The following is a 14,783-nucleotide window of genomic DNA, read 5'->3' as shown; positions in this document are numbered from 1 at the left end:
TCAGGCGCCGGTGATCAGCTTCCCAGCCTTGGAAATCCACGACCCGGCATTCTCGCGCGGTTCAAGCCCGTTGCTCTGCAGGAGCTTGTAGGAATCCTTGTACCACTGGCTGTCCGGATAGTTGTGGCCAAGCACCGCTGCTGCTGTCTGCGCTTCCGAAGTCAGGCCCATCGCGTAGTAGGCTTCGGTCAGTCGCGCGAGCGCTTCCTCGACATGGCGCGTGTTGGAGTAGTTCTCGACCACGGTGCGGAAGCGCTTGACGGCAGCGATATATTCGCGGCGTTCGAGATAGTAGCGGCCGATCTGCATCTCCTTGCCGGCGAGCTGGTCGGTGGCGAAGCGGATCTTGTCCTTGGCGTCGTCGACATATTCGGAATTCGGCCAGCGGGTCACCAGGTCCTGCATGGTCTGCACCGTCTGGCGCGCCTCCTTCTGGTCCTGGGTGACGTCCTTGATCTGCCGGTAGTAGCTCAAGCCGATGATGTACTGCGCATAGGCGGCATCGTCGGTCGACGGATAGAGGGTCAGGTAACGTTTGGCGGAACCGATCGCCTCGTCATAGTTGCCGGCGCGATAGTCGGCGAAGGCGCCCATCACCATCGATTTGCGGGCGAATTCCGAGTAGGGATGCTGGCGGTCGACGGCATCGAACTTCTTGCTCGCCTCATCGAGGCGGCCGGCATTCAGATTGGCGAGGCCCTGGTTGTAGAGAACGTCTGCGGGTTCGGTGTGGTCGACATAAGTCGCCAGATTGACGTCCTTCTCGGACGACATGCAGGCCGACAGCAGCAGCGACGGGGCGACCAACGAAAACGCCAGGAAAACAGCCCGATACGGCGCCTTCGATTGACCAACTCGCGAAAAGAACATGTTTGGATTCCGCCCTTTCGGCGTCGTTTCGGTCCGGGCCGCAGCCATAAACCATTATCCCCTTGCCCGGCAACGCTATGTCCGGCCAATCGCACATTTTTGTGGCGGTTTGGGACCGTGCCCAAAGCCGCACGATTTCACGGGTTTGTGATGCATTTGCGCAACACCGGCTTCGCTACAAAGCCAGAAAATCGTTAAGAATCAGATCACCCAGGGCGCGTAGACCGGTCCGCTGACGGCGATCATTTCGGCGACGCGGCCGCGCTCGCGGCGCCGCGTCTCGACGATCTCGAAGGCGGTTCGGTCCGAAAGCAGGCGGCGCAGCGCCGCCGCGTTCATCCGATGGCCGCCACGATAGGAGCGGAAGCAGCCGATGAAGCGCGCGCCGGCTAGCGCCAGATCGCCCATGGCGTCGAGCGTCTTGTGGCGGGCGAATTCGTTCGGATAGCGCAGTCCCCCGACATTGATGACGCGGTTGTCGTCACCGATGACCAGCGAGTTTTCCAGCGACGAACCGAGCGCGTAGCCGGCGGCCCACAGCCGCTCGACATCCTTCATGAAGCCGAAGGTGCGGGCCCGCGCAATGTCGCGGCGGAAGATGTCGGGGTTGATGTCGGAGGCAAAGAGCTGGCGGCCGATCGCCGGGCTCTCGAAGTCGATCTCGACCTCGAATCGCGTGCCGTCATAAGGGCGGAACTCGGCCCAGGATGCACCGGCTTCGATGCGGACCGGCTTGACCACGCGGATATAGCGGCGCTTGACCGAAAGCGTCTCGATTCCCGCCTGGTCGAAGGCTTCGACAAAGGCCACCGCGCTGCCGTCGAGAATGGGAACTTCCGGACCGTCGATCTCGATGATGAGATTGTCGATGCCAAGTCCGAACACCGTCGCCATGAGATGCTCGACGGTTCCGATATGCTCGCCGGCCGGATCGCCGAGCATGGTGCAGAGGTCGGTGGCACCGACCTCGGAGACCAGCGCGCGGAACTCGCGGAACTCGCCGCCATTCGCAAGGTGGAACACGATGCCGGTATCGGCGTCGGCCGGGAGGAAGTGAACGGTGACGGGCTTGCCGCTGTGGACGCCCGTGCCGGTCAGCGTCACGCGCGCTTTAACTGTGGTCTGATAGTCGTGCAAGACAAACCCCATAAGCCCAAACCGCCTGCGTCCGCTTTGTCAGCCTTAGGCATTTTCGGCCCGAATGGATCATCTGGCCTGCGCGCGAAAGCGGCGAATGAGCAAGGCAGCGGCTCTGATATGTCGGCAGGCAGGGCCAACTCCCCGAATCCCGGCAAACCGACTTTAGTCCGAGCGGAAGATAATGGCCCGTCCGGGAGACTCCAAATCACGGTTTCTTACCCCATGTAACCGCGACCCAGAACGAAAAAACAATCCTAACCCTTTGTTTTAGCGTGATATTAAAAGGCAAAAGGAAGACGATCTCTCGTCCGCCTGTTAACAGCTGTTATATATCGTTAGTGCATGTCCCCAAAAGATGCGCAGCGATTTTTGGGGAAACGGCATGCATCAAACAACGGCTTAAAGCGCGCCGCCTCTGCGGCGCGCTTTAACGATTAGTTCGCTTGGCGACGCAGGAACGCCGGGATCTCCAACTGGTCGTCTTCCTGCACCGTGCGGCTCTGCGGCGTGAGGCGCCCCTGGTCGTCGAGCTGGCCGCGGCGCGGCGCGTAGAGCTGCGGGTCCTGGCTGGCGAGGCGGCGCATTTCCGGTGCCGCTTGGCGCAGTTTCGGCTCGCGCGGCTGCGCCGGCTGCAGCCGGGCCGGCTCCTCCTCGCGGCGGGTCAGGCCGTTGGTCAGCCGCTTGATCAGCCCCATCGGTCCGCTGTTCTCATGATCCGCAGGGCGGCTCTTGGCTTCCACTTCGGCCCTCACGACAGGTGGAAAGTCCTCGACGCGCGGCATGCGCTGCGGCGCTGCGGCCACCGGCTGCGGCATCTCGCGCTGCGGCGCGGGCTGCATGATCGGTTGCTGGGCGATGGGCTGCGGCTGAAGCTGGGCCGGCGGAGCCTGGAAGATCTTGCTCTGCGGGCGGAAGTCGTCGACCGGCGCGGGGCGCGGCTGCGCCATCGCGGCGGCGTTGGCCTCGGCAAGCTGGATCGCCTCGGCGACCGGATCGACGGCGCGCGGCTCGTAGGCTTGCTGCTGAACCGGTGCGGGACGGCTTTCCTGAACAGGGGCCGCGGGACGGGCGACCGGCTTCTGCGGCGCGCGTATCGAGATCGGCGCCGCGGCGATTTCGGCCGCCGACTTGTCGATGCCGGTGGCGACCACCGAGACGCGGATCACGCCCTCCAACTCCTCGTCGAACGTGGCGCCGAGGATAATGTTGGCGTCCTGGTCCACTTCCTCGCGGATGCGGGTCGCGGCTTCGTCGACCTCGAACAGGGTGAGGTCGCGGCCGCCGGTGATCGAGATCAGCAGGCCCTTGGCGCCCTTCATCGAGGTCTCGTCGAGCAATGGGTTGGCGATCGCCGCCTCGGCGGCAGCCATCGCGCGGCCTTCGCCCGAAGCCTCGCCCGTGCCCATCATCGCCTTGCCCATCTCGCGCATCACCGAACGGACGTCGGCGAAGTCGAGATTGATCAGGCCTTCCTTGACCATCAGGTCGGTGATGCAGGCAACGCCGGAGTAGAGCACCTGGTCGGCCATGGCGAAGGCATCGGCGAAGGTGGTCTTGTCATTGGCCAGCCGGAACAGGTTCTGGTTGGGGATGACGATGAGCGTATCGACGCATTTCTGCAGTTCCTCGATGCCCATGTCGGCCGTCTTCATGCGGCGCTGGCCTTCGAAATGGAACGGCTTGGTGACGACGCCGACGGTGAGGATGCCCTTTTCGCGCGCCGCGCGGGCAACGACCGGAGCAGCGCCCGTGCCGGTGCCGCCGCCCATGCCGGCCGTGACGAAGCACATATGCGTGTTGGACAGATGATCGATGATCTCGTCGATGCATTCTTCCGCCGCCGCACGCCCGACTTCCGGCTGCGAGCCGGCGCCGAGGCCTTCCGTGACATGCGCGCCGAGCTGGATCAGCCGCTCAGCCTTCGACATCGTCAGCGCCTGCGCGTCGGTGTTGGCGACCACGAACTCGACGCCGCGCAAGCCGGCTGTGATCATGTTGTTGACCGCATTGCCGCCGCCGCCGCCGACACCGAACACGGTGATGCGTGGCTTAAGCTCGGTGATGTCCGGCTTCTTGAGATTGATGGTCATAGTCTCCGTCCTTTGCCTTTCCCGCCGCCTCGCCGCTGCGGCCGCCTATGGGGCTGTCCCCGTCAAATTAAAAACTGTCTCTCAACCACTGACTCATGCGATGCAGTTTTCCGCCCGTTCCGGTCATCCTGAAACCGGAAAGTCCTTTCGCCGAATGGCTCTCGAAGCTCGCCATCTGCGGATAAATCAGAAGCCCGACCGGGGTCGAAAACGCCGGCCCCTTGGCCGCTTCCGGCAGCCCCGCCACACCGAGCGGCCGGCCGACGCGCACATTGCGTCCAAGAATGCGGCGCGCCGCCTCCGGCAGGCCCGCCAGTTGGCTGGCGCCGCCGGTGAGAACAACCCGCTTGCCGACGGCGTTGCCGTAGCCCGACTTGTTCAGCCGGTCGCGCAAAAGCTCCAGCGTCTCGTCGATGCGCGCGCGGATGATGCGCGTCATCACCGAGCGCGGGATTTGCAGCGGCAGTTCGCCCTCCTCGCCGATCGGCTGGATGGAAACCAGGTCGCGGTCGTCCGCGCTGCCCGGCAGCGCAGAACCGTGCATCACCTTCAACCGCTCGGCGGCGTCGAGTGAGGTCGACAGACCCTTGGCCATGTCGAGCGTCACATGATTGCCGCCGATGGCGATGGCATCGCCATGCACGAACTTGCCTTCCGAGAATACCGAGATCGTGGTGGTGCCGCCGCCCATATCGATGCAGGCCGCGCCCATTTCGAGCTCGTCGTCGACCAAAGCCGCGAGACCGCTGGCATAGGGCGTCGCCACCATGCGCTCGACCGACAGATGCGAGCGATTGATGCAAAGCTCGAGATTGCGCATCGGAGCGGCATCGCCGGTCAGCACATGCATATCGACGCCCAGCGTCTCCCCGACCATACCGCGGGGATCCCGCACGCCGCGCTCGGCATCGAGCGAGAAGCCGACGGGAAGCGAATGAACCACCTCTCGCTCGGCCCGCAGCGCCTGCTTGGCGCCGGCAGCGAGCACGCGCTTGATGTCGGCTTCCTCGACCTGATGGCCGCCGAGATTGATGGTTGCCGAAAAGCCCTCGCTCTTCAGCCGGCCGGCCGTCATGTTGACGATAAGGGAATCGACGGTGAGCCCCGCCATGCGCTCGGCGGCGTCGACGGCGAGACGAATGGCATGCTCGGCGCGGTCGAGATCGACCACGACGCCCGACTTCACCCCCTGCGACTTCTGATGGCCGATGCCGATCACCTGGATGCGATGCGAGCGTCCGCGCAACAGCTTGCCGTCCTCGCGCGGCTTCAGCTTCGCCACCACACAGCAAACCTTGCTCGAGCCGACATCGAGCACCGTCAGCGTGCCCGACCGGCGCGAAGAGGCATCACCGCTGCCGCCAAGCCAGCTCATATCTTCGTCTCCGGCTTGCGTTTGGTCAGGCTCTTCGGCTTGTCGCTGAGCGCGGCTTCGCGCTGCGTCGCCGCTTCCGGCGAGAGCTCGACGACCAGGCGATCGGACAACCGCATGTCGACGGCAGCGATGTCGCGCATCAACAGTCCGTTGTCATGATCAAGCTTGACGAGCTTAGCGATCGCCCGATCCTCGCCGTCTTCCGGCAACTTCACGGTGATGCCGTTCTCCAGCTTGAGATCCCAGCGCCGCTCACCGACACGGATATAGCCTTTGACCCGCGCCGCCAGCTCGGGATAGCGCTTGATCCTCTCCAGGAAATCCGGCGCCTTGGCCGGCGCGCCCGTGCCGATGATCAGCGGCAGCAAAGCCTGCTTGCCGCCCGAGAACGGCGCGATCACCTCGCCCGACCGCTCGATGACCGAAAGCGAATTGCCCTGCTGCCAGAGCGCGAAGGGCTCACGCTCCTCGACACGGACCTCCAGCGTATGAGGATAGATCTTGCGCACCGCCGCGACCTCGACCCAAGGCAACGTCGCGATGCGCTCGCGCGCGGCCTCGGCATCGAAGCCGATCAGCGACGTCCAGCCGTCGAGGCCGAGCCGGTCCAGTATGTCGATCTCGGAAGTCTGGCGATTGCCGACGACCTTGATCTGGTCGACGGCAAACCCGGTTCGGGCCGTCACGCCCTGCACGATGCTGTCGGCGTAGCCGCCGAGATAGGCGCCGTAGGCTCCGGCGGAAGCCAACAACGCAGCCGAGAGGATGGCGGCGGAAAAGCGCGGCGCCTCGTACTCGCCACCGCAGAGACGGGCAAGCAAACGCACCGGCCGCCGAAGCTGACGCGGCAACACGAAATGGTCGAACGACAGCGGCACGCCGAACAGCGCAGGCCCAGCGCCGCCGCCTTTGCCCTGGCCCCACCTCAACGCAGACACGAAGCGTCCTCCACCATCCAACTCAACAATTCGCCGAACGAATGCCCCGCTTGCGCGGCGATTTCAGGCACCAGAGACGTCGGCGTCATGCCCGGCTGGGTGTTGATCTCGAGCCAGACAACCTCGCCGTTTTCGGAGTGACGGTCGTCGTAACGGAAGTCCGACCGGGAAACGCCCCGGCAACCGATAGCAAGATGAGCCTTGAGGGCCAGTGTCTGTATTTTTTGGTAAATATTCGGTGAAATTTTTGCAGGGGTTTCGTGTTTTGATCCACCGGGGACGTACTTTGAATCGTAGTCGTAGAAGGAATGCCCGGTCGGGATGATTTCGCAGACCCCGAGCGCCACGTCGCCCATCACGGCGCAAGTCAATTCCCGCCCATGGATGTAGCGCTCGACCATGACGATCTCGCCGTACTTCCATTCGGACGAGCCGATAACTTGCGGCGGGTGCGACTGGCCCTCATGCACGATGACGACGCCGAAGCTTGAGCCCTCATTGACCGGCTTCACCACGTAAGGCGGCCTCATCGGATGCTTGTTCTGGACGGCGAAGCGGTTGATCACCTTCGATTCCGCGACCGGAATGCCGGATGCCTTGGCGACCTTCTTGGCCTGCTCCTTGTTCATGGCCAGCGCCGAAGCGAGCACACCCGAATGGGTGTAGGGAATTCCGAGATATTCGAGAATTCCCTGAATGGTGCCGTCCTCGCCGAACGGGCCATGGAGCGCATTGAAGGCGACATCGGGCCTGAGCTCGGCAAGCACAGACCCGACATCGCGCGAAACATCGACGCGGGTGACCTGATAGCCTTCATTCTCGAGCGCATCCGCACATGCCTTCCCCGACGACAGAGACACGGGCCGCTCCGAGGAAAATCCCCCCAGGAGAACAGCCACATGCTTCTTCTTCATCCCGCCTTCCCCTCTCACGCCGGGCCTGCAACCAATATTTCCGCACGCAACATTTCCGCACATTGAGTCCGAGTCTTCCGGCAGGTTGCCCCCAGACGGAAAACGCGGGTAACGCGTCAAACGACTCAAATCAGGAAACGCTTTAGAGCAGAGAATCAGAGAGTTGATTCCCTGGCAAGTGCCTATGATTCCGAGAGATTCACTTTCCGCGAAAACGGGCGAGAAAAGTGTGTTGTTGAGTCTTTGCGGTAACGCTTGACGGCGTCGCCGACGACGCAAGTTCAAGCACTACTTGAACCATCGCAGCGAGCTAAAGAAGCTGGCCCAGGAACTCCTGCACCGCGTGACCCGGCCGGAAGTTGCCCAGCCGCTTGATCTCCCAATGCAGGCGGATGCCCGAATTTTCCAGCACCCGCGCGCGCACCGTCTCGCCGAGATATTCGAGATCGTAGCCGGTCGCCGTGCCGGTGTTGATCATGAAGTTGCAGTGCATGGGAGACATCTGCGCGCCGCCGATCATCAGCCCGCGGCAGCCGGCCTTGTCGATCTCTTTCCACGCCGACGAGCCTTCCGGGTTCTTGAAGGTCGAACCGCCGGTCTTCTCGCGGATCGGCTGCACCGTCTCGCGATGGTTCTGCACGGCATCCATCGCCGCCTTGATCGCAGCCTTGTCTTCCGGGATGCCCTCGAAGATGGCGGAGGTAAAAATCAATCCGCCAGGCGCCGAGGAATGGCGGTAGGCATAGCCCATATTCGCATTGCTCAGCGTATGGACATTGCCTGCGCGATCGAGCGCCCTCACCTCGATCACGCGCTCGCGCGTCTCGACGCCATTGGCGCCAGCATTCATCCTCAGCGCCCCGCCGACAGCGCCCGGAATGCCGTGATAGAAATGGAACCCGCCGATGCCGGCTTCATAAGCCACGGCGGCGAGACGCTTGTCCGGCGTTGCTGCGCCAGCCTTGATGGTGGTCGATCCGGTGACTTCGGCCTCGCCAAACCCCTTGGCGGAGAGCCTCACCACAAAACCGGAAATGCCGCCGTCGCGCACCAAAAGGTTTGAGCCGACGCCGACGACCGTGATCGGGATTTCCTCCGGCACCGCGCGCAGGAAGGCCGCGAGATCCTCCTCGTCGGCCGGCTGGAACAGCACTTCCGCCAACCCGCCGGCACGGAACCAAGTGATCTTGTCCATCTCGGCATTGGGCGTGACGCGACCGCGCAGGCCGGCAAGCTTATCGCCGAGCTTATCGATCAGGTCCTGGCCGCGCATCATGAGGGTGCCCCACCGAGTTCCTTGGGCAGCGCATAGGCCCATTGCGTGATGTTGCCGGCGCCAAGGAAGATGACGAAGTCGCCGGGCTTGGCAAGTTCGCGGACGGCCGGCGCGACCGCCGCCGGGCCTTCGATATAGCGCGCGTCGCGATGGCCGCCGGCACGGATGCGCGACACCAGCGCGTCCGAGGTCACGCCCTCGATCGGTTCCTCGCCGGCCGCATAAACCGGCGCCACCATGACCGTGTCGGCATCGTTGAAGCAGACGGAAAACTCGTTGAACAGGTCGTGCAGCCGGGTGAAGCGGTGCGGTTGCGCAATCGCGATGACGCGGCCCTTTGTGGCCCCGCGCGCGGCCTTGAGCACCGCCGCGATCTCCACCGGGTGGTGGCCGTAATCGTCGAAGACCTCGACGCCGTTCCAGGAGCCGGTGTGCGTGAAGCGCCGCTTGACACCGGCGAAGGATGACAGGCCTTTCTTGATGGCTTCGGCGGACAGACCGAGCTCGTGCGCTACCGCGATCGCCGCCGTCGCGTTGGACACGTTGTGGCGGCCGGGCATGGGCAGTCGCAGACCCATGATCGTCGTCGTGCCCCGCCCCTTGCGGTCGCGGATCACCACGTCGAACTCGGATGTAGCTCCGTCCATGCGATGATTGGCGAAGCGCACGTCGGCCTGGGCGTTCTCGCCATAGGTGATGACGCGCCGGTCCTCGATGCTGCCGACCAGCGCCTGCACCTCCGGATGGTCGGTGCACATCACGCCGAAACCGTAGAACGGCACGTTCTCGACGAACTGGCGGAAAGCCTCGCGCACCTTGTCGAAGCTGCCATAGTGGTCCAGATGCTCGGGATCGATGTTGGTGACGACGGCGATGTCGGCCGGCAGTTTCAGGAACGTGCCGTCGCTCTCGTCGGCCTCGACCACCATCCACTCGCCGTCACCCATGCGGGCATTGGTGCCATACGCGTTGATGATGCCGCCATTGATGACGGTCGGATCGAGCCCGCCGGCTTCGAGCAGCGTCGCCACCATGGAGGTGGTCGTCGTCTTGCCATGCGTGCCGCCGATGGCGACCGCCTGGCGGAAGCGCATCAGCTCGGCCAGCATCTCGGCGCGGCGCACGACCGGCAGCAGTTTCTCGCGCGCCGCCTTGAGCTCGGGGTTGGATTTCTTGATCGCGGTCGACACCACGACCACCTCGGCGTCGCCGATGTTCTCGGCCTTGTGGCCGACGAAGCATTCGATGCCCTTGTCGCGGAGCCGCTGCACATTGGCGCCGTCCGCCTGATCCGAGCCCTGCACCTTGTAGCCGAGATTGTGCAGCACCTCGGCAATGCCGCTCATGCCGATGCCGCCGATGCCGATGAAATGCACGAGGCCGATCGTCTGCGGCATCTTCATGCGCGCGTCCTCCTGTAGTCCGAAACCGTTTTGCCGGACGCAATAGCCTCTGTCAGATCGGCGAGCAACCGCGCCGCGTCCGGTTTTCCGGCCGAGCGGGCAGCCGCGGCCATTGCGGCCAGCCGGCCGGGATCCTCCATCAGCCCGCCGACCAGCACGGCGATCCGCTCGGCCGAGAGCGTCGATTGCTGATGCACCTCGGCCCCACCGGCGGCGGCAAGTGCTGCGGCATTCGCCGCCTGGTCGTGATCGAGCGCATGCGGGTAAGGCACCAGCAGCGCCGGGCGGCCGATGACCGCGATCTCCGATACGGTCGAGGCACCGGAGCGCGACATCACCAGATGCGCGGCCGCCATGCGCGCCGCCATATCGGTAAAGAAGGGCGAGACCTGCGCGTCGACGCCGAGATCGGCATAGGCGGCCTTCACCCGCGCCACGTCTTCTGCGCGCGCCTGCTGGGTGATCGCCAGCCGCTTGCGCTTCGCTTCGGGCAAAAGCGCGATCGCCGCCGGCACAGCATCGGAAAAGAACTGCGCACCCTGGCTGCCGCCGAAGACCAGGAAGCGAAACGGCTCGCTGGCGTCCGACGCCACATAGGGCAATTTCGCCGCTTCAAGTATCTGCGGCCTCACAGGATTGCCCGTGGTCACCGTCTTGGCGCCGGCCGCACTTTCCCCTTCCGGCAAGAAACCGCCGGCAATAGCATCGACCCGGCTCGACAGCGCCTTGTTGGCCCGGCCCATGACGGCGTTCTGCTCATGGATCAACGTCGGCACCTTGCGCCGTGTCGCCGCATAGAGCGGCGGCAATGTCGGATAGCCGCCGAAGCCGACGACGGCGTCGGGCTTGATCCTGGCGATGACACGCCCTGCTTGCCGCACGCCTTGCCAGATCGTCCAGAAGGCCGCGAGCACGGCGAAGGGATTCTTCGAACCCAAAGTCGCCGAGCGGATGGAGTGGATCGCGGCGGCGGGAAAGTGGCCGGAGTAGCGCTCGGCGCGGTGGTCGGTGGCAAGATGCACCTCCCAGCCCCGCTCGATCAGCTCATGCGCAAGCGCCTCGGCCGGAAACAGATGTCCGCCCGTTCCGCCGGCCGCCAGCAGGATGACACCCTTCGACATTCCGCCTCATTCCGCCGGCATGGCGCGCTGCGAGAAGGCGTAGCCTATCTGCTTGCGCTTTTCCGGATGCCTGCGCGTCAGCGCCAGCACCATGCCCATCGAGACGGCAATCGCGATCTGCGAGGAGCCGCCATAGGAGATGAAGGGCAGCGTCATGCCCTTGGCCGGCATCAACTGTAGATTCACGCACATGTTGATGGCCGACTGCAGGCCGAAAACGGTGACGAGCCCGCCGACGGCGTAACGGGTGAAATCGTCATGCTCCTTGAGCGCGATGCTCAATCCGCGCAGCACGATGAAGGCGAAAATCGACATGATGAAGAAGCACATGATCAGCCCGAACTCCTCGCCCGCGACCGAAAACACGAAGTCGGCATGGCTGTCGGGGATGACCCGCTTCACCGTGCCCTCGCCTGGGCCGACGCCGAACCAGCCGCCATTGATCAGCGCCTCGCGGCCCATGTCGACCTGGAAGGTGTCGCCTTCGCCGGTGAGGAATTTGTCGATGCGGGCGGCCACATGCGGAAACACCGTATAGGCCGCGAACACGCCGCCGACGCCGGCAGCCCCCAGCGCGACGATCCAGAACCACGGCAGGCCGGCCATGAAGAACATCACGCCCCAGGTGCCCAGCACCAGCATGGTCTGGCCAAGATCCGGCTGCGCGATCAGCAGCGAGATCACCAAGGCCAGCAGCAGCATGGCGAACAGATTGCCGGGAATGTCGGGCTGGCGCTTGTGCTCGGCAAACAGCCAGGCGCAAATGATGACAAAGGCCGGCTTCAGGAACTCGGACGGCTGGATGGAGAGCCCGGCGAGCGAAACCCAGCGCCGCGCGCCCTTCACCTCGACGCCGATATAGAGAACCGCCACCATCAGCACCAGCATGATGCAGATCATCGCCAGCGACATGCGCCTTATTTGCCGGGCCTCAAGGAAGGATACCGCCAGCATCACGACGAGCGCCGGGATGGTGAAGATGATCTGCCTTGTGGCGAAGTGGAAGCTATCGAGACCGATGCGCTCGGCGACCGCCGGGCTTGCGGCGAAGGACAAAACGATGCCGAGCCCCATCAGCGACAGGAATGCCGCCAGGAACCAGCGATCGATCGTCCACCACCAGGTTGCGACCGGACTTTTGTCGAGACGGCTTTGCATCAACGTGGCCCTCCGATGGGTTTCACTCCATCAATAGCAGTCGCAGCTTGCCTGAAGGCTTCGCCGCGAACTTCGAAATTCTTGAACTGGTCGAAACTGGCGCAGGCCGGCGAAAGCAGCACCACCGCTTCGCCGCCGGTGTCGCTCGCGGCTTCGTGGGCGGCGTGCTCGACCGCGGCAGCCAGCGTTCCGGAAATTTCGTAAGGCACGGCCTCGCCGAGCGTGGCGGAAAAAGCGGGAGCGGCCTCGCCGATCAGATAGGCCTTGGCGATGCGCGGGAAAAAGCCGCGCAGCGGCTCGATCCCGCCTTCCTTGGGCAGGCCACCGGCGATCCAATAGATGCGGTTGAAGCTCGACAGCGCGGGAGCGGCCGCATCGGCATTGGTCGCCTTGGAATCGTTGATGAACAGCACATGGCCCTTGCGGCCGACCTGCTCCATGCGGTGCGCCAGCCCCGGGAAGCTTTCCAGCCCCGTCTGGATCTCGCCGAGCTCGAGCCCGACCCTGAGGCAGGCGGCCACGGCGGCCAGCGCGTTCTGCGCATTGTGCTGGCCGCGCAGCGAGCCGATGCCTTCCAGGAATGCGATGCGGCTGTAGCGGCCGTGCACGGCTTCCATCAGATTGGTGCCATCGGCGAAATAGCCGTCGGTCAGCGGCAGGCGCTTGGAGATGCGGATCACTTGCCGGCCTGCCCGCTCCAGCCGGTCGGCGATCTGGGCACACCAGGAATCGTCGATGCCGATGATAGCGGTGTCGCTGCCGGCGACCAGCCTTTCCTTGATCGAGGCGTAATGGGCCATGGTGCCGTGGCGGTCGAGATGGTCGGGCGTGAGATTGAGCAGCACGCCGGCGGTCGGATTGATCGAGGGCGCGAGATCGATCTGGTAGGAGGAGCACTCCACCACATAGTGCCGTTCGGGCTCGGGCGGATCGAGCGTCATGATGGCGCGGCCGATGTTGCCGCCCATCTGAGTGTCGCGCCTGGCCGACTTCAGGATATGCGCCGTCAGTGCCGTGGTCGTCGATTTGCCGTTGGTGCCGGTGATCGCGACGAAGGGTGCGGCCGGCGCGCGCTGGATGCGCTCGCGGCAGAACAGCTCGATGTCGCCGATCACCTCGACGCCGGCGCCGCGCGCCAACTCCACCGTCCAGTGCGGCTTCGGATGCGTGAGCGGCACCCCGGGCGACAGGACGAAGGCGGCAAAGCGCGACCAGTCGGCGCCGCGCAGGTCGCCGGTCGCGATCCCGGCGGCTGCTGCCTTGGCGACGCTGTCTGGATTGTCGTCCCATGCGAGGATATCGGCGCCGCCGGCGATCAGCGCATGCGCGGTGGCAATCCCCGAACCGCCGAGCCCGAAGAGCGAAACGCGTTTGCCTGCAAAGGAAGCGGCGGGGATCAAGCGGGCCTCCTATCTGAGCTTGAGGGTGGAGAGGCCGACCAGCGCCAGGATGACGGCGATTATCCAGAAGCGGATCACCACCTGGCTCTCGGTCCAGCCGAGTTTTTCGAAATGGTGATGGATCGGCGCCATCAGGAAGACGCGCTTGCCGGTCATCTTGAAGTAGCCGACCTGGATGATGACCGACAGGATCTCCACCACGAACAGGCCGCCGACGATGACCAGCACGATCTCGTGCTTGGTGGCGACGGCGATGGTGCCGATCAGGCCGCCCATCGCCAGCGAGCCGGTGTCGCCCATGAAGATCGCGGCCGGCGGCGCGTTGAACCAGAGGAAGCCGAGGCCGGCGCCGATGACGGCGCCAAGCACGACCGCAAGTTCGCCGGTGCCGGGGACGAAGTGTATCTGCAGATATTCGGCGAAGACGGCGTTGCCGGAAAGATAGGCGATGACGCCGAAGGACGCCGCCGCGATCATGATCGGCACGATCGCCAGGCCGTCCAGACCGTCGGTCAGGTTCACCGCATTGCCGGCGCCGACGATGACGAAGCAGGAGAACGGCACGAAGAACCAGCCGAGATTGATCAGGAATTCCTTGGCGAACGGGAAGGTCAGCGAGGACGAGAACGGCGCCTGGCCGTTATGCATGATCACCCAGGCCGCGATGCCGGCGACGACGAACTCGATCGCCAGCCGCGCCTTTCCGGAGAAGCCCAGATGCGACTGTTTCGTCACCTTGAGATAGTCGTCGTAGAAACCGATCGAGCCGAAGCCGAGCGTCACCAGCATCACAACCCACACATAGATGCTGGAGAGGTTCGCCCATAAAAGCGATGAGCCGATGATGCCGCAAAGGATCATCAGGCCGCCCATGGTCGGCGTGCCCGCTTTCTTGAAGTGCGTCTGCGGCCCGTCGGCGCGGATCGGCTGGCCCTTGCCCTGACGAAGCCGCAGCGAATTGATGATGGTCGGTCCGAATATGAAGACGATCAGCGCCGAAGTGATCAGCGCGCCGCCGGTGCGAAAGGTGATGTAGCGGAAGACATTGAAGGCCGAGATCTTGTCCGCGAAATCAACGAGTAAAGTGAGCATCGGTCC

12 protein-coding genes are annotated in these 14,783 nt (G+C 64.2%); all 12 read right to left on the bottom strand.

Annotation, left to right across the window (positions count from 1 at the left end; all coding sequences use genetic code 11):
* Positions 1-870 (bottom strand): outer membrane protein assembly factor BamD, encoded by an 870-nt coding sequence (locus tag CK220_RS16320; protein WP_095812650.1) that lies wholly within the window; start codon positions 868-870, stop codon positions 1-3.
* A gap of 201 nt (positions 871-1,071) precedes the next feature.
* The gene (gene lpxC / locus CK220_RS16315; RefSeq protein WP_095812521.1) at positions 1,072-2,019 is read right to left on the bottom strand and encodes a UDP-3-O-acyl-N-acetylglucosamine deacetylase; all 948 of its coding nucleotides are present in this window, start codon (positions 2,017-2,019) and stop codon (positions 1,072-1,074) included.
* Between the two features lie 425 nt (positions 2,020-2,444).
* The gene (gene ftsZ, locus CK220_RS16310; RefSeq protein WP_095812520.1) at positions 2,445-4,100 is read right to left on the bottom strand and encodes a cell division protein FtsZ; all 1,656 of its coding nucleotides are present in this window, start codon (positions 4,098-4,100) and stop codon (positions 2,445-2,447) included.
* Between the two features lie 67 nt (positions 4,101-4,167).
* Positions 4,168-5,475 carry a cell division protein FtsA gene (ftsA, locus tag CK220_RS16305; protein WP_095812519.1) on the bottom strand — a complete coding sequence of 436 codons (1,308 nt, stop codon included), beginning with the start codon at positions 5,473-5,475 and terminating at the stop codon, positions 4,168-4,170.
* Positions 5,472-6,413 carry a cell division protein FtsQ/DivIB gene (locus CK220_RS16300; RefSeq protein ID WP_095812518.1) on the bottom strand — a complete coding sequence of 314 codons (942 nt, stop codon included), beginning with the start codon at positions 6,411-6,413 and terminating at the stop codon, positions 5,472-5,474. Before CK220_RS16300 ends, ftsA begins: the two co-directional genes overlap by 4 nt.
* A complete protein-coding gene (locus CK220_RS16295) occupies positions 6,401-7,327 on the bottom strand; it encodes a D-alanine--D-alanine ligase (RefSeq protein WP_095812517.1) in 927 nt (308 codons plus the stop codon). The genes CK220_RS16300 and CK220_RS16295 overlap by 13 nt, the downstream gene beginning before the upstream one ends.
* Before the next feature lie 310 nt (positions 7,328-7,637).
* Positions 7,638-8,603: a UDP-N-acetylmuramate dehydrogenase gene (murB, locus tag CK220_RS16290; protein WP_095812516.1), complete on the bottom strand. Its 966-nt coding sequence runs from the start codon at positions 8,601-8,603 to the stop codon at positions 7,638-7,640.
* Positions 8,600-10,006, bottom strand: coding sequence for a UDP-N-acetylmuramate--L-alanine ligase (gene murC, locus CK220_RS16285; RefSeq protein ID WP_095812515.1), 1,407 nt, complete (start codon positions 10,004-10,006; stop codon positions 8,600-8,602). The genes murB and murC overlap by 4 nt, the downstream gene beginning before the upstream one ends.
* Positions 10,003-11,127, bottom strand: coding sequence for an undecaprenyldiphospho-muramoylpentapeptide beta-N-acetylglucosaminyltransferase (gene murG / locus CK220_RS16280; RefSeq protein ID WP_095812514.1), 1,125 nt, complete (start codon positions 11,125-11,127; stop codon positions 10,003-10,005). Before murG ends, murC begins: the two co-directional genes overlap by 4 nt.
* Before the next feature lie 6 nt (positions 11,128-11,133).
* Positions 11,134-12,285 (bottom strand): putative lipid II flippase FtsW, encoded by a 1,152-nt coding sequence (ftsW, locus tag CK220_RS16275; RefSeq protein ID WP_095812513.1) that lies wholly within the window; start codon positions 12,283-12,285, stop codon positions 11,134-11,136.
* On the bottom strand, positions 12,285-13,685 hold the full coding sequence (murD, locus tag CK220_RS16270) for a UDP-N-acetylmuramoyl-L-alanine--D-glutamate ligase (RefSeq protein ID WP_095812512.1): 1,401 nt from the start codon (positions 13,683-13,685) through the stop codon (positions 12,285-12,287). The genes ftsW and murD overlap by 1 nt, the downstream gene beginning before the upstream one ends.
* A 9-nt stretch (positions 13,686-13,694) precedes the next feature.
* A complete protein-coding gene (gene mraY, locus CK220_RS16265) occupies positions 13,695-14,777 on the bottom strand; it encodes a phospho-N-acetylmuramoyl-pentapeptide-transferase (protein WP_095812511.1) in 1,083 nt (360 codons plus the stop codon).
* Between the last annotated feature and the right edge of the window lie 6 nt (positions 14,778-14,783).

Origin of the sequence: Mesorhizobium sp. WSM3860 (assembly GCF_002294995.1) — a bacterium.
Taxonomy (GTDB): domain Bacteria; phylum Pseudomonadota; class Alphaproteobacteria; order Rhizobiales; family Rhizobiaceae; genus Mesorhizobium.
This window is presented reverse-complemented; position numbering and strand designations above follow the sequence as displayed.